General features: G+C 73.3%; 14 protein-coding genes and 1 pseudogene. 7 read left to right on the plus strand and 8 right to left on the minus strand.

What is annotated here, in order from left to right; all coding sequences use genetic code 11:
• The 3 genes and pseudogenes from C1I92_RS26480 to C1I92_RS26490 form a co-directional block, all read right to left on the minus strand.
• A pseudogene (locus tag C1I92_RS26480) lies at window positions 1-423 on the minus strand (hypothetical protein); the annotation flags it as partial.
• Window positions 424-428: 5 nt separating this feature from the next.
• Window positions 429-1,271 (minus strand): PIG-L deacetylase family protein, encoded by an 843-nt coding sequence (locus tag C1I92_RS26485; RefSeq protein ID WP_111257633.1) that lies wholly within the window; start codon window positions 1,269-1,271, stop codon window positions 429-431.
• Window positions 1,268-3,367 (minus strand): alpha-galactosidase, encoded by a 2,100-nt coding sequence (locus tag C1I92_RS26490; protein ID WP_111257634.1) that lies wholly within the window; start codon window positions 3,365-3,367, stop codon window positions 1,268-1,270. Before C1I92_RS26490 ends, C1I92_RS26485 begins: the two co-directional genes overlap by 4 nt.
• Before the next feature lie 130 nt (window positions 3,368-3,497).
• On the opposite strand from C1I92_RS26490, the gene C1I92_RS26495 reads away from it, so the two are divergent.
• From C1I92_RS26495 to C1I92_RS26510, 4 genes are read left to right on the plus strand one after another with little or no spacing between them, the layout of a single operon-like run.
• Window positions 3,498-4,439 (plus strand): C-terminal binding protein, encoded by a 942-nt coding sequence (locus C1I92_RS26495; RefSeq protein WP_111257635.1) that lies wholly within the window; start codon window positions 3,498-3,500, stop codon window positions 4,437-4,439.
• A gap of 9 nt (window positions 4,440-4,448) precedes the next feature.
• Window positions 4,449-5,672: a cytochrome P450 gene (locus C1I92_RS26500; RefSeq protein WP_199521616.1), complete on the plus strand. Its 1,224-nt coding sequence runs from the start codon at window positions 4,449-4,451 to the stop codon at window positions 5,670-5,672.
• Complete coding sequence (locus tag C1I92_RS26505; RefSeq protein WP_111257636.1) at window positions 5,669-5,863, plus strand: ferredoxin; 195 nt, start codon at window positions 5,669-5,671, stop codon at window positions 5,861-5,863. The genes C1I92_RS26500 and C1I92_RS26505 overlap by 4 nt, the downstream gene beginning before the upstream one ends.
• Window positions 5,860-7,050 carry an NAD(P)/FAD-dependent oxidoreductase gene (locus C1I92_RS26510; RefSeq protein WP_111257637.1) on the plus strand — a complete coding sequence of 397 codons (1,191 nt, stop codon included), beginning with the start codon at window positions 5,860-5,862 and terminating at the stop codon, window positions 7,048-7,050. The genes C1I92_RS26505 and C1I92_RS26510 overlap by 4 nt, the downstream gene beginning before the upstream one ends.
• Before the next feature lies 1 nt (window position 7,051).
• Here the strand turns inward: C1I92_RS26510 and C1I92_RS26515 are convergent, their stop codons facing one another.
• Together C1I92_RS26515 and C1I92_RS26520 are read right to left on the minus strand one after the other, a co-directional pair.
• Window positions 7,052-9,298, minus strand: coding sequence for a sialidase family protein (locus tag C1I92_RS26515; RefSeq protein WP_111257638.1), 2,247 nt, complete (start codon window positions 9,296-9,298; stop codon window positions 7,052-7,054).
• 10 nt (window positions 9,299-9,308) lie between these two features.
• Entirely contained in the window at window positions 9,309-10,484 is a 1,176-nt protein-coding gene (locus C1I92_RS26520; protein WP_158564288.1) for a sialidase family protein, read from the minus strand.
• A 145-nt stretch (window positions 10,485-10,629) separates the two neighbouring features.
• Here C1I92_RS26520 and C1I92_RS26525 point away from each other — a divergent pair, with 145 nt between their 5' ends.
• Window positions 10,630-12,894, plus strand: a complete 2,265-nt coding sequence (locus C1I92_RS26525) for a sialidase family protein (protein WP_111257640.1) — start codon at window positions 10,630-10,632, stop codon at window positions 12,892-12,894.
• Here C1I92_RS26525 and C1I92_RS26530 read toward each other — a convergent pair.
• The 3 genes from C1I92_RS26530 to C1I92_RS26540 are packed head-to-tail and all read right to left on the minus strand — an operon-like array spanning window position 12,856 to window position 17,865.
• The gene (locus C1I92_RS26530) at window positions 12,856-15,630 is read right to left on the minus strand and encodes an FAD-binding and (Fe-S)-binding domain-containing protein (protein WP_233507290.1); all 2,775 of its coding nucleotides are present in this window, start codon (window positions 15,628-15,630) and stop codon (window positions 12,856-12,858) included. The two genes, C1I92_RS26525 and C1I92_RS26530, sit on opposite strands and share 39 nt — an antisense overlap.
• On the minus strand, window positions 15,627-16,640 hold the full coding sequence (locus C1I92_RS26535) for an NAD(P)-dependent oxidoreductase (protein ID WP_111257642.1): 1,014 nt from the start codon (window positions 16,638-16,640) through the stop codon (window positions 15,627-15,629). The genes C1I92_RS26530 and C1I92_RS26535 overlap by 4 nt, the downstream gene beginning before the upstream one ends.
• Before the next feature lie 4 nt (window positions 16,641-16,644).
• On the minus strand, window positions 16,645-17,865 hold the full coding sequence (locus tag C1I92_RS26540; protein ID WP_158564289.1) for a mandelate racemase/muconate lactonizing enzyme family protein: 1,221 nt from the start codon (window positions 17,863-17,865) through the stop codon (window positions 16,645-16,647).
• 170 nt (window positions 17,866-18,035) lie between these two features.
• Between C1I92_RS26540 and C1I92_RS26545 the strand changes: the two genes are divergently transcribed.
• Complete coding sequence (locus tag C1I92_RS26545) at window positions 18,036-20,144, plus strand: glycoside hydrolase family protein (RefSeq protein ID WP_111257644.1); 2,109 nt, start codon at window positions 18,036-18,038, stop codon at window positions 20,142-20,144.
• A 23-nt stretch (window positions 20,145-20,167) separates the two neighbouring features.
• Window positions 20,168-22,231, plus strand: coding sequence for a hypothetical protein (locus C1I92_RS26550; protein WP_146605297.1), 2,064 nt, complete (start codon window positions 20,168-20,170; stop codon window positions 22,229-22,231).
• The last annotated feature ends 7 nt before the right edge of the window (window positions 22,232-22,238 follow it).

The following is a 22,238-nucleotide window of genomic DNA, read 5'->3' on the forward strand; positions in this document are numbered from 1 at the left end:
CACCTCCACCAGCACGTCCGCCACGGCGCCGGCACCGCCGAACGCCGCCTGCAGCACCTCCACCCCGTCGACGGAGTCCACCCAGCAGCGGAACCCGAACCCGGCCGCCACCTCGCCCGCGATCCACGACGCCGGCCCCGGCTGCACCAGCTCGTTGGCCAGCTGCACCGCCGGCACGCCGTGGGACCGCATCACCCGGACCTGCGCCGGCGTCGCCGCGGTGATGCCGGTCGCGCCGGCCGCCAACTGGCGGGCGAACAGCGCCGGCGCCATCGTCGTCTTGCCGTGCGGCTGCAGCTCGACGCCGCGCTCGCGGCACCAGGACGCCATGAGGGCGAGGTTGTGCTCCAGTGCGGCGTCGTCGAGGACGGCGACCGGCGTCGGGAGCGAGTGGACGGACCGGCCGATGAGGGAAGAGGTCACGGCCGTCACGGTACCGGGTAGCTGCCGCGCAGGTTCACCGAGGAGTAGGCGATGTGCCTGGTCAGCGGGTCGGCCGCCAGCGCGGCCTCGGTGACCGGCAGCGCACCGTGCGTCTCGTTGTAGAGGCGCACGAACGCCTCGGCGAAGTTCACGCCGGCCGCGCGCCCGGCCTCGCCGTTGTACGACTCGACCAGCTTGCGGGCGAACAGCCCGTGGTACCCCTGGCTGACGAACTGGTCCATCGCGGCCAGCTTCGTGCCGACGACGCCGGTGATGTCGATGTAGCAGTCGTTGCGCAGCCCGTTCAGGCTGAGCGCATCCAGGTTGAACACCGGCAGCCCGGTGAGGAACACCTGCCGCACCGGCACCTCGTCGCGCCCGTCGAGGTTGCGCAGGTAGGTGCCGGCCCGGGACAGTGCGGCCAGCGCCATCCCGGTCGCGACGGAGTGCGCGTCGAACCAGGCGGGGCTGCGCGGGTGGTCGGCGATGACGACGTCGGGCTGCTCGGCCGCGATCTGCTCGGCGATCTCCTCGACGACGTCCTCGTGGACGGTCGCGTACGTGTCGTCGTGGTCCAGCGTGATGACCTTGCCGATGCCCAGGATCGACGCGGCACGGTCCAGCTCGTCCTTCTTGTTCGCGACGATGTCGTCCAGCCCGGCCGTCGCGACGTCGCCGTCCGGATTGGCCTTGCGCCACTCCTCGGCGTACTTGTTCGCGTGGATGCGCCCGCCGTGGCTCAGGATCAGCGCGACGATCTCGTCGTCGCGCTGCGCGTGCAGCGCGAGCGTGCCGCCGCAGTTGGTGATCGTGTCCGCCGGGTGGGCATAGATCGTCATGATCTTCATGGGTGTCTCCGGGGTCGGATGCGGTCGAGGACGACGAGCTCGCTGGCGTGGTCTCCGGTCAGGGCGACCCGCAGGCCGTGGTGCCGCAGCAGTGCGCCGCTGTAGTGGGCGCCCGTCGCGGCGTCGGCGTACACCGCGTCCGGGTCGAGGCCGCGCAACCGCAGCAGCACCGTCCGGCGCAGGTGCCGCACCGACGGCGCGAACGCGAAGACGGCGACCTGGTCTCCCGACGGGGACCGGTAGCTCACCGCCGTCACGTCGTCGGGTGCGCCGCTGAGGCGCCGCATGGTCCCGTACTGCACCGTCGCTCTGATGCGCTTGTACTGCGCGACGTACTCGGCGCCGGCCGCCAGGTCCTCGGGCGACCAGTGCGCCAGGTTCCCCCCGATGCCCAGCAGCCCGGTCATCGCCGAGTGGAAGCGGAACCGCAGCGGGAGCTCGCGCTTGGTGAGGTACGTGGGGGAGTCCGTGACCCAGGCCATCATGGTGTGCGGCGAGTGGGCGTACGCGTACCCGTGCTGGATCGCCAGCCGCTCCAGCGCGTCGGTGTTGTCGCTGGGCCAGACCCACTCGGTGCGCGCCATGATGCCGAGGTCGGCCCGGCCGCCGCCGGAGGCGCAGCTCTCGATCCAGACGTCCGGGTGCAGCGCCCGCACGCGGTCGAGCACCTCGTAGAGGCCCTCGACCGGCCCGATCCAGCCGTCGGACGCCTCGGTCAGCGGGCGGTTGAGGTCCCATTTCAGCACGTCGATCGGCGCCGACGAGAGCAGCGCGTCCAACGCCTCGACGACGTGCGTACGGACGTCGGCGCGGCTCAGCGCAAGCAGGTGAGTCTGCCGCGCGAGCGTGCGCGGCCGGGTCGGCCACTGGTGGATCCAGTCCGGGTGGGCGCGGAAGAGGTCGCTGTCCGGGCTGACCGCCTCCGGCTCGACCCACACGCCGAACCGCATGCCCAGCGCGTGCACCTCGTCGGCCAGCGGCTTCAGGCCGTCGGGAAAGGCGGTGCGGTCCGGCGTCCAGTCGCCGATGCCGGCGCTCTCGTCGTCGCGGCCGGCGAACCAGCCGTCGTCGACGACGAACAGCTCCGCGCCCAGCGCCGCGGCCCGCCGCGCCAGCTCCAGCTGCGAGTCCGGCCGGACGTCGAAGAACGTCGCCTCCCAGCTGTTGTAGAGCACCGGCCGGACGGTGTCCGGACGCGGCACCACGTGCTCACGCTCGTAGGCGTGCCAGCGGTCGGTGAGCTCGTCGTGCCCGGCGCCCGCATAGACGCCGACGGTGACCGGGGTGGTCCACGACGCGCCCGGCGCCAGCGGGTGGCGCAGGTCGAAGTCGTTGACGCCGGCGGTGACGTGCAGCCGGCCGTCGGCGGCCAGTTCGGCGGCCAGCCGCCAGGATCCGCTCCACGCCAGTGCGACGCTCCACACCGCGCCGGTCTCGTCGCTCGGGCGCGCGTCGTCGCCGGCGTCGAGCGCCAGCCAGGGCTGCGCGGCGTGGCCGGGGATGCCGCGGCGCGACTCCAGCACCAGCCGGCCCGGCCCGAGCGGGCGCCGGGTCAGCTGCGTCTCGGCGGCGTACGCGCCGGCCAGCCAGGTGGCCACCCAGCGTGGCTGCCACGGCAGCGGCCAGCTCGCGGAGTAGGCGCGGTCCAGGATGACGGGCGCGTCGCCGTCGTTCACCAGGGTCGTCCACCGCTCCAGCGCGCCGCCGCGGACGCGGTAGTGCAGCTCGGCGGCGAACGGGTAGTGCCGGTCGGCCAGCCGGACCGTCAGCCCGTCGTCGCTCACGGCGGACGACTCGACCGCGAGGTCGAGCGCGCGGACGCCGTCGGCGAACTCGACCGCCAGTGCGGACTCGTCCAGCCGCCGGCCACCGTGCGCGACCAGTTCCTCGGTGTGCGCCCGCGGACTGGACCACGTGTTGGAGCCGAACTCGCGCGGGTCGTCGGCCAGCAGCGCGCCGAGGTCGTCAGACGCGATCGGGCCGCCCCAGTGCAGGTGCCGCAGGTCGCCGCCGGGGGTGACGGCGAGCGCGTAGGCGAACCCGTCGCCCCGCAGCAGGAACGCGTCGTGAGGGGGGAGGTGCTCGGCGGCTGGCACGGCGAAAGAGTAGGCATGGCAAGGTGTTCCATGTCAACGGCCGACCCATTGACATGGAACGCCTTGCCATGAATCCTGCTGCCCACATCCACCGTCCGGGACGCGAGGTCCGGGGAACAGGAGAACAGCCGTGACGATCGCGGTGTGGGTGGCGGCTGCACCGTTCCTGCCGGCCACGCTGCGCGCACTGGACGAGTCGGGCGTGCGATACACGGTGCTGCCCGACTCGCCGGGCGACGTCGTCGGCGCCGACGACGTCGAGGCGCTCATCGTCGGCGGCGCCCGGGTCGGGGCGGAGCTACTGGCCGCCTTCCCGAAGCTGCGGCTGCTGGTCCGCGGCGGCGTCGGCGTCGACAAGATCGACCTGGCGGCCGCGGACCGGCAGGGCATCCTGGTCACCAACGTCGCCGACTACGGGACGAACGAGGTCGCCGACCACGCGATGCTGCTGCTGCTCGCGACGGTCCGGCGGCTCGGCCACTTCACCGCCCGGACCGGCGGCGACTGGCGCTCGGTCGATCACGTCCCGGTCCCGCGGCTGCAGGGCCGGCGGCTCGGCATCGTCGGCCTGGGCCGGATCGGCACCGCGGTGTCTGTCCGCGCGCGGGCCTTCGGCCTGGACGTCGTCGCGTACGACCCGCTCGCCCCGCACCGGTTCGAGCGGGCCGGCGTGGCACCGGTGGAGCTGGACGAGCTGCTCGCGACCAGCGACCTCATCAGCCTGCATGCCCCGCTCACCCCGGCCAGCCGGCACCTGCTGGACCGCGCGGCGTTCGCCCGCATGCGCCGCCGCCCGGTGATCGTCAACACCGCGCGCGGCGGCCTGATCGACACGGCGGCGCTGGTCGAGGCGCTCGACGCGGGCCTGGTCGCCGGCGCCGGGCTGGACGTCGTCGAGGGCGAGCCCGACGCGGCCGCGCTCGGGCCGGTCCTGAGCCGCGACGACGTCCTCGTCACGCCGCATGTCGCCTGGTACTCCCAGGGCTCGGAGGAACAGCTCGGGAGCACCGCGGCGCGGCTTGCGCTCGACTACGTCCAGCGGGGCGTCCTGCCCCGGCCGATCGACCGATGAGGTGACACCGTGAGCGCCGTCTCCGACCTGCCCGCGTTCCCGATGACACGGCTGACGCCGTTCGATCCGCCGCCCGGGTACGCCGCGGCGCGCGAGGCCGGCGGGCTGGCCCGGGTGCGGTTGTGGGACGGCCGCACCGCGTGGCTGGTCACCGGGTACGAGCAGGTGCGCTCGCTGCTCGGCGACCCGCGGATCAGCGTGGACCGCCGCCGCGAGGGCTTCCCGTTCCCGACGCCGGGCCGCGAGGCGCTGGAGCGGTCCGGCCGCACGACATTCGTCGGCATGGACCCGCCCGACCACACCCGGCTGCGCCGCGTGTTCACCAAGTACTTCGCCATCCGGCGGATCGAGGCGCTGCGCCCGGTCGTGCAGGACATCGTCGACGACCTGATCACCGGCATCCTGGCGGATGGGCCGCCGGCGGACTTCGTGACGGCGCTCGCGGGGGAGGTGCCGTCCCGCACGATCTGCCACGTGCTGGGCATGCCGCTGGCCGACCGGGCTCACTTCCAGGCCCTCGACCACGAGCGCAACACGCTCACCACGTCGCCGGAGAACGTCATCCGGGCGACGAACGAGATGCTCGCCTACGCCGACGAGCTGATCGAGCGCAAGCGCCGCGAGCCGGCCGACGACCTCATCAGCGAGCTGGTGGCCGACCAGCTCGGCGGCGACACGATCAGCCGGGAGGAGATGGTCGCGGCCGTGCGCCTGCTCATCACCGCCGGCCACGAGACGACCACGAACATGATCGGGCTGGGCATCGCGACGCTGCTGCAGCACCCGGACCAGCTGGCCGAGCTGCGCGCGGCCCCGTCCCTGGTGCCGGCCGCCGTCGAGGAGCTGCTGCGCTACATCAGCATCTTCCACATCTCGCCGACCCGGGTGGTGACCGAGCCGATCGAGATCGCCGGGCACCGGCTGGAGGCCGGCGACGGCGTCATCGCGGCGGTCGCCGGCGCCAACCGCGACGACGCCGCGTTCCCGGACGCGGACGCGTTCGACGTGCACCGGGAGGCACGGCACCACGTCGCGTTCGGCTACGGCGTGCACCAGTGCCTCGGCCAGCCGCTGGCCCGGGTCGAGCTGCAGACCGTCGTGGAGACGCTGTTCCGGCGCGTCCCGTCGCTGCGGCTCGCCGTCGACCCGGCCGAGCTGCAGGTCAAGGAGTACGCGTTCCTCAGCCTGGCGGCGCTTCCGCTGACCTGGGACGAGCCACGGGAGGGCCGATGATGATCGAGGTGGAGATCGACCAGTGCGTCGGCGGCGGCCAGTGCGTCATGGCCGCGCCGGACGTGTTCGACCAGGACGACGACGGCCTCGTGGTCGTGCTCGACGAGAACCCCGGGCCGGACCGGGCCGACGACGTCGCGCTGGCCGCCCGGCTCTGCCCCGCGCGGGCGATCCGGCTGGCCGGGACGTGACCGCGGCGCTCCGGCGGGTCGTGATCGCCGGCGCGGGCGCCGCCGGGCTGACCGCGGCGGAGTCACTGCGCGCGGACGGGTTCGACGGCGAGCTCACCCTGCTCGGCGCCGAGCCGCACCGCCCGTACGACCGGCCGCCGCTGTCCAAGCAGCTTCTCGCCGGCGCCTGGGCGCCGGACCGGCTGGAGCTGCTGGCCGGGCACCGCTACGACGAGCTGGGGATCGACTGGCGGCCGAGCAGCGCCGCGACGTCGGTCTCCGTCCCGGACCGGACGGTGCGGGTGGCCGGCGCCGACCTGCCCTACGACGCGCTGCTGGTCGCGACCGGCGTCCGGCCGCGCACCCTGCCCGGTACCGCTGGGCTGGCCGGCGTGCACGTGCTGCGCACCCTCGACGACACGGTGGCGTTCCAGGCCGCGGCGCGGTCGACCGGCCGGGTGGTCGTGGTCGGCGCCGGCTTTCTCGGCGCGGAGACGGCGGCGACGCTGCGCGGCCTGGACGTCGCGGTCACGCTGGTCGACCCGGCGCCCGCGCCGCTGCTGCGCCAGGTGGGCCCGGTCGTGGCCGGTCTGCTGGCGCGGCTGCACGCCGAGCACGGCGTCGACCTCCGCCTCGGGACCGGCGTCGCGGGCCTGACCAGCGACGACGGCCGGGTCACGGGTGTTCGCCTGGCCGACGGGACGATCGTGCCGACGACCTGCGTGCTGGTCGCGATCGGCTCGGTACCGGCGACGGACTGGCTGGCCGGCAGCGGACTGGACCTCGCCGACGGCGTCGGCTGCGACGCGCGCTGCCGGGCCGCGCCCGGTGTGTTCGCCGCCGGAGACGTGGCCCGCTGGTTCCATCGCGGCCGCGGCGAGAGCGTGCGGATCGAGCACCGGACCAACGCGACCGAGCAGGCGATGGCCGTGTCCCGGGCGATGCTCGGCGCGGACGATCCGTACCAGCCGGTGCCCTACGTCTGGAGCGACCAGTACGACGTCAAGCTCCAGGTGTATGGGCGGCTGACCGGAACCGACCGGTTCACCGTCGTCTCCGGGTCGCCCGACGATGGCCGGTTCGTCGCGCTCTACGGCAGCGACGGCCGGGTCACCGGCGCACTCGGCTGGCGGTCGGCGCGCGAGCTGCTGCGGGCCCGGGCCATGGTGGCCGAGGCCGCGCCCTGGCCGGACGCGGCCCCGGCCTGACTCAGCGGATGGACAGGTCGTCGACGAAGAACGTCATGCCGTAGGCGATCGGGTCGCCGGTGGTGACGGTGAGCCCGGCCAGCGCCGTCGCGGACTCGGCGGTCGCGGTCGTGCTGAACGTGTCGCCGCCGATCGTGACCGTCGCCGCTGACGTCGACGTGTCGACGGTGATCGGCGCCCAGGCGTTCACCGCGATCGGCGCCGACAGCCGGCCCAGGGCCGTCCAGGCCGAGCCGTCGAACACCTCCAGCGTCTGCGCCGGCTGCGCCGTCGTCCCCGGGACCAGCCGGAACCGCCACGGCTGCGCGGCGTCGTCGCCGGAGCGGCCGTCGACGGCGAAGGTGAACGGGCCGCGGAAGTCGTTCGTGGCGAACCGGAACGACGTGACCTGCCGGTCCCGTTCGGGCGTGACGGTGCTCGCGACGGCGTTGTCGTCCAGGAACTTGTCGAACAGCCGCAGCGACGACCCGCTGTCGAAGCCGCCCAGCTCCTGGTCGGTGACCGTGGTGTTCTTCGCGTCGACGAACCCACGCGGGATGCCGTAGAGCGGGTCGTTCTCGAACGTGTCGACGCCGGCGGCGTACAGCTCGAGCTCCGTCACCGGCGTCGTGACCCCGGCGGCGCCGGTGACGCGCACGAACTGGGCTCGCTGCGGCTCGAACTCGGTGTAGCGCATGGCGTGGTCGCGGGCGCCGTCGGCGGTGACCACCGGCGCGGACCAGGTGACGCCGTCGGCCGACAGCTGCACGGTCGCGTCCAGCGGCTGCCCGGCGCCGAGCATCAGCCCGATCCGGTGCAGCGAGTACTCCTGGTCCAGCTCGACGGTCATCGACGGGGCGCCGCGGCGGGCCTGCAGGACGGCGGCGGAGTGCGCCCGCGAGCTGCCGTCGAACGCGCCCTCCGGCCGCTGCTCGGGGAACGTGCGGTCCGGCCGGGCGAACGTCCCGGTGACCGTCGCCGTCCCGGTGCGCAGCTTCGTCTCCAGGTCGATCTTCCCGGTGCCCGGCGTCACCGCGTGCACGTACGCGGCGAACACGCCGTACTGCTCGTGGTAGGCCTTGCAGCCCCAGACGTGGCAGTAGTCGCCGATGTAGACGGTCCGGTCGGCGTCGACGTTGACCACGGTCGTGTTGCCGCTGCTGCCGTCGAAGCGGCCGTTGCCGGTCTCCGACGGGTACCGCTGCAGCACCAGCCGCTCCTCGTCCCAGGTGCGGCCGGTGCCGTCGCGGCTGACATAGACGCGGTCGTCCGGGCGCCCGGTGCTCAGGAGCAGGACGCCGTTGGGCTGCAGCACGAGCCCCGGGTAGATGCCCTGGACCTGCTCGCCGTCCGGCCCGAGCAGCGGCTGCGCGGGTGTCCAGGTCGCGCCGGAGTCGTCGGAGAAGGTGACCCGCAGGCGCGGCGGCGTCTCGGCGGTGCGCAGAGCGGCGACGAGCCGGCCGTCGCTCGTCCACGACCAGCCGACCTCGTTGGTGCCCGGGGCCGTGGCCGGGATCTGCCCGCGCTGGGTCCAGCTGGCGCCGCCGTCGGTCGACTGCAGGACGATGCTCGACGCGATCTCGCCCTGGTAGCGGGTGTAGGCGGGCAGGATGATCGTGCCGTCGGGCAGCAGCAACGGCTCGCGGTGCACGCGCAGGCCGCGGTTCATCGGCCCGAGCACCTTGCCGGGCGGCGGCGTGAACGGCGCGAGCGTCGGCTCCCACGTCTCGCCCTGGTCCTCCGACCGCCACACCTTGAGGTTCACCGCCGTCTGGGTCGCGTCGGTCCACTCCGGAATGAACTCGACGGAGATCAGCGAGCCGTCGTCCAGGCGCAGCATGTTGTGCGCGCCGACCGGCGCCTCGCGTGTCGTCGTCAGGAACGAGACCGCCGAGTCCAGTGAGACGGACATGTTGGTGATCGAGTCCGCGCCGGCGACGTCGTCGTTGGCCTGCGACGACACGAACACCTTCTGCTCGGTCACGCCGTCGGCGACGGTGTCCATCGCGAATGCCGAGGGCACCGCGGCCCGCGGCCCGGGTCCCCAGTTGACGACGTTCCATTCGGGCCCGATCCCGACGGCGTACGCGTCCGGGTCCGGGCCGTCGCCGGCGGGCAGCGGGTTCACCGCGCCCGTGGGCACATCGGCGACGGGGTCAGCGCCGGCCGGCCCAGGACCGGCGTTCGACGCGAGCAGGGCGACGGCGGCGCCGAAGCCGGCCAGGCCGCTGACGACGTTGGTGAGGCGGTGACGCGTGCGTCCAGGCATGACGGGCTCCTCAGTCGACGTCGGCGACGTTGTAGCGCAGCACGATCGCGGCCCGGCGGTCCTCGTCGTAGACGACGCTGACCAGCCGCGTCGTGCCGATCGCGACGGTGCCGGAGTAGCCGGCGTCCCAGGTACTGCCGGGGTTGTAGAGCGTGTACCGGGGTGTCTCGGTCCAGACCGAGTCGGTGCGGCGGACGGTGATGCGCACCGGGCGGTTGGTCGGCGAGGTGGCCGCGTTCGGCTCGCTCCACAGGTACGGGATGAGGTTCGTGCCCGGGATCCGGAACAGCTCCGGCGCGTGCATCCGCACACCCATCGACCAGGGCGTGGTCCACGTCGTCAGGTACGTGTTGTCGTAGGACTCCGACTGCATGGCGTACGCCGTCGTCGACGGCGACGTGTCCGACGACACGCGCAGGACCGCCCGGATGTCGCCGGGGTCGATCTGCGCGATCGCCGGCTCCTGGAAGTACCGCCCGGCCGAGCCGGCCGCGATGGTCTTCTGTCGGCCGGTGAGCCGGCCGTCCCACGAGACGCCGTCGTCGACGCTGGCGACCACGACCGCGTCCTGGTAGCCGGTGCTCGGGTTGGTCCCGTACAGCGGGATGAGCAGCTGGCCGTTGGCCATCTGGATGATCTTCGCGCTGGTCGCGGGCGACGGGAGCGTGCTGGAGAACACCTGGACGGGTGCCGAGAACGCGCCCGTCGCGGTGTCGCGCCGCTTCACCTGGGTCTGGATCGAGCCGAAGTTCGTCCCGAACGCGGCGAAGTACGAGAGCAGCAGCCGCTTGCTGCCGTCGGCCTTCGTGATGACGGCCAGCGACGGGTCGCGGTAGTCGGTCGCCGGATAGTCGGCGACGACGAACGGGTCGGCCGGCGCCCACGTCGCGCCGCCGTCCGTGCTGCGCATCATCCGCAGCTGACCCGCAACCCCCTGATGCGCGCTGGACCAGCGGTAGACCATCAGCAGGTCGTCGGCGTCGCCGAACGGGTCGTTGGCGATGTCCGGAAAGTACGCCTGGCAGTTCGTGCCGAGCTCGGGGTCGCCACAGGGGGCGCCCGGCACGACGACCGCCTCGACGATGGCCGCCGCCGCCGGAGCGTGTGGTCCGCCGATCAGTGCGGCGAAGGCCAGCGCGAGGCCGGCGACCAGCGAGAACCCCTTGCGTGGACCGATCCGGGCCATAACCGTCCTTCCGACGCGGAGTAGTGGGACGAGAAAACCCAGCACGCCATTCCATGTCAATGGCCTGGATGAACCGACATGCGGTGCTTGACATGGAATGACCTTCTGTGTCTGCTGGTCGGCCACCGACTCCAGGAGGCAGCCCATGCGCGTGTCCCGGCCCCTCGTGCTCACCGCGGGTGTCACCCTCGCCGGCCTCGCCGCCGCGCTGATCCCCGCCACGGCGCCCTCGGCTCGCGATGTCGACGTCCCGACCGACGGCGGCGACCCGGACGGCTACGTCGTCGCCCAGCACGGCCCGAGCACCGTGCACGAGCCGCCGCCCGGCGTGATCGGCGGCAACGCCCTCGTCGAGGCGTTCGACGCGGCCGGCGCCGACGGCCTCCCGAGCCGCCGGGTGCAGCTGACCTGGCAGTCGAACGAGGACGTCGCCGCGGCCGACAGCCAGGCGTCGATGATCCACTCCGACGACCGCGGTTACACGTTCCCAAGCGGAATCAACACCGACACCGGCGCCGGCTGGTTCAGCAAGCTGCGCGACGGGTCGATCCTCGGCGTGGAGTTCATCCCGCGGCGGGTGATCGACGAGCACAGCGTGGAGCTGGTCGCCCGGCGCTCCACCGACAACGGCAGCACGTGGCGGGACCTGCCGTCCACCTTCACCACGGACCTGACGTTCGACCCCGCGAAGTTCGACCGCGGCATCCGCGTGCACCGTGACATCTTCTACGCCGCCGACGGCGCGTTGCTGATGACGTACTACACCACCTACACCGGCGATCCGGGGTACCGCACCGAGCTCGCGCGCAGCACCGACGGCGGCGCGACCTGGCGCCGCTACGCGACGGTCGCCTCGTTCACCGACGGCCTGTGGATGGGCGAGTCCGGCATCTCCCGGGCCGCCAACGGCGACCTCGTCGCCGTCCACCGCACCGGCGGCCCCGGCGTGAGCCTCGGCCCGCTCTACACGAACCGGTCCAGCGACGACGGCCGCACCTGGTCGCGCCCGGAGCCGCTGCGGATCACGACGGCCTCAGGCGAGCCGGCGCCGACGACCGGTGTCATGCCGGTCCTGCGCCTGCTGCCCAACGGCATCATGACGCTGACGTTCGGCCGGCCGGACAACTGGATCGCGATCTCGCCCGACGGCCTCGGCCACGGCTTCGAGCAGGCCCAGACGACGTACGTAAACCACCCGCGCGTCAACCAGGCGTTCCAGCGCAACCACGGCTCGTCGGGCAACGGGGCGCACGCGGTGGTGGCCGCGAACCGGGTGCTGGTGGTCGGCGACAACTGCGCACCGAGCTGGGGTTGCCCGGAGACCGATGCGGGCTTCACCGTCGACGGCGAGTACCGCGTGTGGAAGAAGTTCGTCGACGTCGTCGGCCCCAACGTCGGCAAGATCGACCTGCTCGGCAAGGTCGTGGCCGGCACCGTCACCGTCGACACGACCATGACGCACACCACGCCCCGGCTGCCCGAGACCGGCCCGCTGGGCGCCATCGACGGCAGCACCGACTGGGCCTCGGCCGCGGTCTTCCGCTCCGTCCGCGGCGAGGGCGTCTACACGGTGCACCTGGACCGCGAGTACACGCTGAACCAGATCGGGCTGGCCCTGCACCACGGCGCGCCCGGCGCCGCCCGGGTCGAGGTGTCGGCCGACGGCGTCACCTGGACCGAGGTCGTCACCACCGGAACCGTCACCTCGTACACGCAGACGTACTACCAGGTGCCCGACGTCCCGGCCCGGCACGTCCGCGTCACCGTCGCCGACACCGACCCGCAGGGCCCGGAGTTCCTCGGCGAGCTCGAGCTCTACTCGACCACCGACTCGTTCGAGAACGACCCGGTCGGCCAGGTGCCGCGCGGCTACACCGGCGCGATCGGCGCCACCGTCACCGACTTCGACGTCGACGACTCCCGCCACGTCCTGCGGCTGGCCGACGCGTGGACGGACAAGATCGCGACGGCGCGGTGGGTGTCGGACCCGGTGGACGAGCAGGCGCTGGCGTTCCGGGCGAACTCGATCGGGTACGCGCGCGCCTTCGCCTTCACCACGCTCGGCTCGACCGCCGACGCGTCGAACGTCCCGGCGTACCACCTCAACATCGGCTCCGACGGCAGCATCGGCTGGTACTCCTACGAGACGAAGACGTGGACGAAGATCGCGCCGGCCGGCACCGCGCCGCAGCGGACGTGGCACGAGATCCGCGTCGAGGCCACCATCGACGGCGCCGAGGTCTTCCTGGCCGGCCGATCGCTCGGCACCGTCCGTCCGTCGACACCGGGCCTCACCGCGCTGAGCGGCCACCAGTTCTCCTCCAGCGGCACGTCCAGCCAGTACGACCATTTCCTCATAGATGATGTCGTCTCATCGACGACGTGGAGCAGTCCTGAGATGCTGCCCTAGCAGCTCGGCCAGGTGGACGCCGTGCCGGCCGGCCAGCTGCGCGGCCTGGGTGCGGCAGGAGAACCCGTCGGCGAGCAGGACCGCACCCTCGGGCGCCGACCGCAGCGCGGGCAGCAGCCCGTTCTCCGCGACCGCGACGGAGACGTCGTGGTGGCCGGCGGTCATGCCGAAGTCGCCGGCCAGCCCGCAGCAGCCGGCGATCGTCTCGACGGCGGCGCCGGCGCGGCGCAGCAGCCGCAGGTCGGCGTCGTAGCCGGAGGTGGCGTGCTGGTGACAGTGCGGCTGGGCGACGACGGCGACGCCGGCCAGGTCCGGCGGCTGCCATCCGTCCAGCAGCTCGGCCAGCGTCCGGGTGGCGGCCTCGACGCTGTGTGCGCGTGGGTCGTCGCCGAGCAGCTCCACGAGGTCGCCGCGGAGCACCGCCGTGCACGACGGCTCCAGGCCGACGATCGGCGTGCCGGCCCGCGCGTGCGGCTCGAACGCGTCCAGCAGCCGCCGCAGCCGGGCCTTCGCGCCGTCCAGCTGGCCGGTGCCGATCCAGGTGAGCCCGCAGCACACCTCACCGGCGGAGACGGTGACGGCGTACCCGGCGGCGGTGAGCAGCCGGACGGCCGCCGCGGCGACGCCGGGGGAGAACGCGTCGGTGAACGAGTCCACCCACAGCAGCACCGGACCCCGCGGCCCGGCCACCGGAGCAGGAGCACGTCGCCGGCGGAACGGCCGGGCGAACCGGGGCGGATCGCGCCGCGGGTCCAGCCCGCCCAGCCGCAGCAGCAGCCGTCGCAGCGGCGCCACCGCCAGCACCGCGTTGACCAGCGCCGGCGCCCGGCCGGCCAGCCGGGCCCACGTGGGCAGCCGGCCCAGGAGGTAGTGGGTGCGGGGCCGCAGCCGGCCGCGGTAGCGGCGGTACAGCACCTCGGACTTGTACGCCGCGACGTCGACCCCGGCCGGGCAGTCCGAGCGGCAGGCCTTGCACGACAGGCACAGGTCCAGCGACTCGTGCACCTCCGGCGCGTCCCAGCCGCGCACCAGCGACCCGTTGGCCAGTTCCTGCAGCACCCGCGCCCGGCCACGGGTGGAGTCCTTCTCGTCCCGGGTGGCCAGGTAGGACGGGCACATGAAGCCGCCGGACGACGACGAGTCGGCCCGGCACTTCCCGACGCCGACGCAGCGGTGCACGGCGGTGCCCAGGTCGAAGCGGAACCCGCCGCCGGCGGGCAGCGACGACGCGAGCGGCAGCCGCAGGTCCGCGTCGACGAGCGCGGGCCGAACCAGCACGCCGGGGTTCATCAGGTCCGACGGGTCGAGCAGCGCCTTGAACCGCTCGAACAGCCCGATCGCGGCCGGCGAGTACATCAGCGGCAGCAGTTCGCCGCGGGCCCGGCCGTCGCCGTGCTCGCCGGACAGCGACCCGCCGTACGACGCCACCAGCCGGGCCGCGTCGACGAGGAACGGGCGCAGCCGCTCCGGCGCTCCGGCGAGCGGCAGGTCCAGCCGCACGTGCACGCAGCCGTCGCCGAAGTGCCCGTACGGCAGCCCGGCCAGCCCGTGCTCGGCCAGCAGCGCGTCGAAGTCGCGCAGGTAGCCGCCGAGCCGCTCCGGGGGCACCGCCGCGTCCTCCCAGCCGGGCCAGGCCGGCGCGCCGGCGGCAGTGCGCCCGCCGAGCCCGGCGCCGTCGGCCCGGATCCGCCACAGTGCCGCCGCCTCCGACTCGGAGCCGACCACTCGGTGGTCCAGCGCACCGGCGGACCGGGCCAGCTCGCCGGCGGCCGCCAGCGCCGCGGCCGCGTCGTCGCCGGCAACCTCGACCAGCAGCCAGCCGCCGCCGGCCGGCAGCTCAGGGACCCGGCCGGGGCCCCGATGCCGCCGCACGACGTCCACCAGCCGCGCGTCCATCCCCTCGACCGCCAGCGGCCGGTGCGCCAGCAGCGCCGGGACGGCGTCCGCGGCGGTCGCCAGGTCCCGGTACCCGAGCACCACCAGCGCCCGCGCCGCCGCGACCGGCACCAGCCGCACCTGCGCGCCCAGCAGCAGACCGCAGGTCCCCTCGGCGCCGACGAGCGCCTTGGCCAGGTCGGCGCCGCGCTCGGGCAGCAGGTGCTCCAGCGAGTAGCCGGAGACCTGTCGGCCGAACCGGCCCAGCTCGGTGCGGAGCACGCCGAGGTTCGCCGCGACCAGCCCGGCCAGGCCGGGCACGGCGTCAAGGTCGCGACCAGCGGTGAAGCGCCGCCCCGCGCCGTCCAGCCAGTCCAGCTCCACGACGTTCGCCGCGGTCGTCCCGTACGCGACGGCGCGCGGCCCGCAGGCGTTGTTGCCGATCATCCCGCCGACGGTGCACCGCGACGACGTCGACGGGTCCGGCCCGAACCGCAGCCCGTGCGTCGCGGCCGCCGCCTGCAGCGACCCGAGCACGACCCCCGGCTGCACCACCGCGGTCGCCGACGCCGGATCGACCGAGAGCACCCGGTTCAGGTGCCGGGAGAAGTCGACGACGATGCCCGGCCCGACCGCGTTGCCGGCCACCGACGTGCCGCCGCCGCGCGCCGTCAGCGGCACCCCGTCCGCACGGGCGAGCGAGGCCACCTCCAGAACCTCGTCGACGTGGCGCGGGAACACGACGACCCGCGGCACGACCCGGTAGTTGGACGCGTCGGAGGAGTACTCCGCGCGCCGCCGGGTGGACGCGTCGACGCCGCCGGGGACCGCGCGTTCCAGCCGTCGGACGAGCTCGGTCACCGGCCCAGCTCGAGGTCCGCCGGTTCGATCAGGTTGAGCAGCGGCTCGCCCGCGAGATGCCGGGCGAGGTTGCGGCCGAACAGGTCCCACAGCCGCGGCACGAAGTGCGTGCTGCCGGTGGAGCCGGAGATGTGCGGCGTGATGACCGTGTTCGGCAGGTCCCACACCGGGTCGTCGGGGGCCAGTGGCGACCGGTAGTGGACGTCCAGCGCCGCACCGGCGATCGCTCCGCTGGTCAGCGCGTCCCGCAGCGCGGACTCGTCGACGACGTGCGCCCGGGCCGGGTTGAGCAGCACCGCGTGCGGCGGCAGCGCGGCCAGCGCGGCGGCGTCGATCAGCCCCTGCGTCGACGCCGCGGACGGCACCGCGACGACCAGGTAGTCCAGGCCGGCGTAGAACTCGGTCCGCTGGTCGTAGCCGAACGCCCGGTCCGGAACCGGCCAGTCCGACGACGGCCGGTCCAGCGGGTCGTACCGGCCGGCCCGCGGCCCCGGCGCGGACCGCGTCAGCGTCCAGACCTCCAGGCCGGCCGCCCGGGCCAGCCGGGCCGCCTCCTGGCCGACGTTGCCGTAGCCGGCGAAGCCCGCGCGCAGGCCGCGCAGCTCGGCCTGGAACACAGCGGCCCGGTTCCAGTGCCGGGCCCGCTGCTCGGCCAGGATCGCGGGCAGCCGCCGCCGGAACGTCAGCATCATCAGCAGGCACCACTCGGCGATCGGGATGTCGTTCACCCCGCTGGCGTTGGTGACGGCGACGCCGGGCCGCAGCGGCGCGCCGGCCAGCTGGGCGTAGCCGGCCGATCCGAGCTGCAGCCAGCGCAGTGCTGCCAGGTCCTCGACGTCGCCGGGGAGGTGGTCGGCGAACAGCACGGTGGCCGTGGTCAGCTCCGCGGGCAGCGGTTCGCCCGGCCCGTACGGCGCGACGACGTCGACGCGTGCGGCGCCGGCCAGCTCGCGCACGCGCCGCAGGCCGGCGTGGTCGACCGGCTGCGCCACGACGATGTGCTCGCTCACCGGCTCAGCTCCGCAGCTGCTTGCCCGGCACGCTGGAGAACTCCTCCATGCCGGGCCGGAACGGGAACCGCTCCTTGACCTCGTCGGACAGCGTGACCCCCAGCCCCGGCGCGTCGGGCCGCAGCACCTGCCCGTCCTCGATCACCAGGTTGTCGCCCCAGACCAGCGTGTGCAGCTCGCCGGCGTCCGGCGGGATCTCCACAATCAGGGCCGCCGGCGACGCGAAGGCCGCATGGATGTTCTGCATGACGCCGCCGCCGGCGCTCCAGGCGTGCGAGGCGACCATCGCGCCGCGGCGTTCGGCCAGCCGGCCGACGTCGACGAACTCGGACAGCCCGAGCCAGGACGCGTCCGGCTGGGCGACCGCGAACGCGTCGCGGTCCATCCACAGCCGGAACTCGTCGTAGCTGCTCAGCTGCTCACCGCCGGCCACCGGGACCGGCGACACCCGGGTCAGCTCCGCGTACTCGCCGGGGTCGCGGTAGGGCAGCGGCTCCTCGAAGAACGTCAGGTCGTAGGGCTCGAGCGCGGTGAGCACGGCCGTCGCGGTCGCCAGGTCCCAGCGAGCCATGCCGCTGCGGTGGCCCATGTGACCGTCGAGCATGATGCCGACGTCCTTGCCCACGTGGCCGCGCAACAGCTCCAGCTTCTCCACCTCGACCTGGGCGGCGCCCCCGGGCCCCGGCGGTGACGGGACGGGGGTCCGCTCGGCCATGTCCAGGTAGCCCGAGGCGACCTTGATCGCGGTGAACCCCAGCTCGAGGTACCGGTCGACCTTGCGTTCGAGCTGGTCGGCCGGCCACGGCGACGGTCCGCCGGTGGCGTAGGCGGGCAGCCGGTCGTAGTGCGCGCCCCCGAGCAGCTGGTGCACCGGCACGCCCTCGGCCTTGCCGGCCAGGTCCCACAGCGCCGCCTCGACGCCGGCGATGACGGCCGCGCCGGCGCCGACGCGGGCGAGGTAGGTCAGCGAGCGCCGCATCCGGGCGGTCAGCTCGCGCGGATCGGTGGTGTCGGCCCCGACGAGGATCGGCCGGACGTAGTCGACCACCGGGCCGACCAGCTCGGGCCCGAAGTAGCCCGCGTAGGTCTCGCCGACGCCGGTCAGGCCGATGTCGGTGCGGATCTCGACGAAGGCCGCCGTCCGCCACCGCTTGGCGAAGGTGATCCACGAGTCGTTGCTCGACGGCCCGGTGAGCAGGACCGGGCCGACCTCGGTGATGCGCATGCCGTTCATCAGATATGGAATCTGGTGCCATGTCAAGACCGTGATCAGCGATCGACTGACCGCCATCGACGCAGAAGGACAGGTCAGCGACCCTTGACATGGAACCAGCTTCCATGAATTCTCGTCCCCACCTTTCCGCGTTGTCCGGTTCGACGAACAGGAGCCAGTCGATGGACGAGATCAAGTTCTCCCGGCGCGCAGGGCTGGCCGGGGCGGTGGCAGGCGGCCTCACCTTGGCCGGCGCCGGGACCCTCGCCGGCACGACCGCATCGGCGACAGAAGTGCACTGGACCGACGACCTGGACGAGCTGACGCTGTTCGCGTTCGACCAGGTGTCGATCCCCTCGGTGCAGAACCTCAAGCTGGAGATGCGCAACCCCGTCAAGCATCCGGCCAACCCGGTCGTCCCGCGCGGCGGCGCCGGCTCCGTGGACTCGTGGGCGGTGCAGTTCTACGGCTCGGTGATCAAGGTCGGCGACGTGTACCGCATGTGGTACTGCGCCGTCAGCGCCGAGGAGCGGGCGGAGCACACCGGCAGCACGTCCGCACTGTGGCGAGTCGCCTACGCCGAGAGCACCGACGGCGTCACCTGGACCAAGCCCGACCTCGGCCTGGTCGAGTTCCGCGGCAGCACCCACAACAACTTGGTCCGCATGGACCCGCCGATCGGCGTGCTGAACCTCAAGGTGCTCCACGACCCCGACGACGACCCCAGCCGCCGCTACAAGATGGGCTGCCACGTCTACTGGCAGAACAAGGGCAACCGGCACGGGACGCTCGCGGTCTACGGCAGCCCGGACGGCTTGACCTGGACCTCGTTGACCGACATCGCTCCGGTCGACGCCGAGATGGTCCCCGACGAGCTGCTGCTGCCGGCCCTGCATGCCGAGCCGGTCGGCGGCGTGTACAAGTGGAAGGGCACGTACTACGCCTCCGGCCAGAACGCCAACCCGTCGATCCGGCCGTACCACGGGCGCGTCGGGCGCACCTGGGAGTCCGGCGACTTCATCCAGTGGCAGCAGACCAGCACGGCGAGCTGGATCCGGCACCAGCAGCACACCTTGCTCGGCCCCGGCCGCAGCCTCGACGGCGAGCAGCAGCACGAGGGCATCAGCGTGTGGAACCGCGGCAACATCCTGCTCGGCGTGGTCGGCCGCTGGCACGGCGACATGAGCTGGCAGAACGTCACCATCGACCTGGGCTTCCTGGTCAGCAACGACGGCCTGAGCTTCCGCGAGCCGGCGCACGAGTGGACGTTCATCCCGCGCGGCGGCGACGGCCCGCCGCCCGAACTCGTCGTGAACCCGTCGTTCGAGACGCTCGACGGCGACGGCTGGCCGGCACCGTGGATCCTCGACGCCAACCGGGCGCAGACCGCGGCGGCGAGCACCGAGCGGGCCCGCACGGGCACGACCAGCCTGCGGGTTCAGAACGTCAGCGGCTCGTCGGTCGGGGTACGGACGCCGAAGCTGCCGGCCCAGGCGGGCGTGGAGTACACCGCCAAGGTGTGGACCCTCACCGAGAGCGGCACACCGGCCCAGCTCTTCCTGGAGTTCTTCGACGCCGGCGGCCGGCGGCTGGTGAACCACTTCGTTCAGCCCAGTGCCTCCCCCGACTGGCAGGAAGTGACGCTGGCCGCCGTCGCGCCGGCCGGCACGGTGACGCTCAACGTGGCGGTGTACGGCGCGACCGCGGCCACCGGGGTGTCGTTCCACGACGACGTCAGCATCAGCTGGCCCGGCTCCGGCGAGGGCGAGGCGGAGTGGGACCGCGGCGGCGTCATCCAGGGCCAGGGCTTCGAGCACATCGGCGACGAGACGTTCGTCTACTACGGCGCCTGGGACCCGCGGGTGAACATCCCCGGTGTGCCGCTGCCGCCCCGCGGTGGCGTCGGCATCGCCGTCCTGCCGAAGGACCGGTTCGGCGACCTGATGGTCGACCTGCGCGCCGAGGGCGACGGCGACTACCAGATCCCGGAGGTCACCAGCGAGTTCATCACCGCCACCATCGTGCTGGGCGCACGGCACCGGCGGCCGCGGTTCCACGTCAACGCCGAGGGTCTGGGCGACGGCGCGACGCTGCGGTTCGAGCTGCTGGAGGACGATTTCACCCCGATCCCCGGCTACTCCGGCGCCGATGCGGCGGTTGTCACCACCGACGGGTTCCGCACACCGCTCTCCTGGGGCCGCGGCCGGGTCCCGGAGAAGGTCCGCCTCCGTGGCTACTTCGACGGAGAGCAGAACACGAACATCAAGCTCAGCGCGATCTACGTGGACTGAAGGCGGTGGCAGAGATGGAGCCCATGCGATTCACGCGCAGAGCCGGGCTGGCCGGCGCCGCCGCCGGCGGTCTCGCCCTGGCCGGCGTCCGAGCCGCCGAAGGCACGGAGGTGGCGGCCACGTCCGTGCCGGGCGGCGAGATCACCCTCTTCGCGTTCGACCAGGTCTCGATCCCGTTCGTGCAGAACCTCAAGGTGGAGCTGCGCACGCCGGTCAAGCACCCGGCGAACCCGGTCGTCCCGCGGGGCGGGCCGGGGGAGCCGGACTCGTGGGCGGCGCAGTTCTACGGCTCGGTGATCAAGGTCGGCAGTGTCTACCGCATGTGGTATTGCGCGGTGGGCGACGAGCGCAACGAGCTCGGCGGCCGGCCCGAGTGGTGGAAGGTCGCCTATGCCGAGAGCACCGACGGCGTCACCTGGACCAAGCCGGACCTCGGCCTGGTGACCTACCGCGGCAGCACCGCCAACAACCTGGTGGCGATGGACCCCGGCATCGGCGTCCTCAACGTCAAGGTGCTGCACGAGCCGGACGACCCGGACCCGCACCTGCGCTACAAGATGGCGGCGCACGTCTACTGGGACAACCGGGGCAACAACCACGGCACGCTGGCGCTGTTCGCCAGCCCGGACGGGCTCAGCTGGACCTCGCTGACCGGCATCACGCCGGTGGACTTCATGCTGGACGAGAGCGACCTGGTCATCCCGGCGCTGCACGCCGAGCCGGTTGGCGGGCTGTACCGGTGGGAGGGCAACTACCACCTGTCCGGGCAGAACGGGAACCCTTCGGTGCGGCCGTACCACGGCCGGGTCGCGCGCGGCTGGATCTCCGGCGACTTCGTCAGCTGGTCGCAGACGAACGTCATGGCCTTCGCCCGCACCGCTCAGCACACGCTGCTCGGCGCCGGCCGCAGCCTGGAGGGCGAGCAGCAGCACGAGGGCGTCAGCGTCTGGAACCGGGGCAACGTGCTGATCGGCCTCGTCGGCAAGTGGCACGGCGCCGCCGACTGGGACGACATCGGCATCGACCTCGGCCTCGTCATCAGCAACGACGGCGTGAACTTCCGCGAGCCGGCGCACGAGTTCACGTTCCTGGAGCGCAGCGGGCTGGTCCCGCCGGTCACCGTCGGAAACCCGTCGTTCGAGGAGCTCTCCGGCGGCTGGCCGGTGGGATGGACGCTGGACCCGCCGCCTCGTGGCCAGACCGCGTCGAGCAGCACCGCGCAGGCGCACAGCGGCACCCGGAGCCTGCGGGTGCAGAACGTCGCCGGCACACCCATCGGCGTGCGCTCGGCGCGGCTGCCGGCACAGCCGGGCGGGCCGTACACGGCGTCGATGTGGGTGCTGACCGAGGACGAGACGCCGGCGCAGCTGTTCCTGGAGTTCTTCAACGCCGCCGGCACCCGGATCGGCTCGAAGTTCGTCCAGCCGGCCGCGAGCTCGACGTGGCAGAAGGTGACGGTGACCGAGACCGCGCCGGCGGGCACGGAGACGCTGGACGTCATGGTCTGGGGCACGACGCAGGCCGAAGGGGTGTCCTACCACGACGATCTCGCCGTCACGCCCGTCGACTGGGACGCCGGCGGCGTGCTGCAGGGCCAGGGGTTCGAGCATGTCGGCAACGAGACGTTCGTCTACTACGGCGCCTGGGACCCGCGGACCAGCGACGACCCGGAGCCGCGGGCCGGGCGGGGCGGCGTCGGCATCGCCGTCCTGCCGAAGGACCGGTTCGGCGACCTCGTCGTCGACCTGCGCGCCAAGGGCACCGGCGACTACCAGATGCCGGAGATCACCAGCGAGTTCCTGACCGCGCCGATCGACATCGGCGTCCGCACGGAGGCGCCGGACGTCTTCGTCAACGTCGAAGGGCTCGGGGCGAACGCGACGCTGCGGCTCGAGCTGCTCGACGAGCACCTGACGCCGCTGGCCGGCTACTCGGGGGCGAACACCGCCGTCGTCTCGACCAACGGCTTCCGCACGCCGGTGACCTGGCCGGGCACGGCCGCGCCGCCGGAGCGGATCCGGATCCGCGGCGTCTTCGCCGGCACCGCGAACACGTCCATCAAGCTCAGCGCCATCTACCTCGCGTAGGAGGACC

The organism is Jiangella anatolica, from assembly GCF_003236295.1.
GTDB classification, from domain to species: domain Bacteria; phylum Actinomycetota; class Actinomycetes; order Jiangellales; family Jiangellaceae; genus Jiangella; species Jiangella anatolica.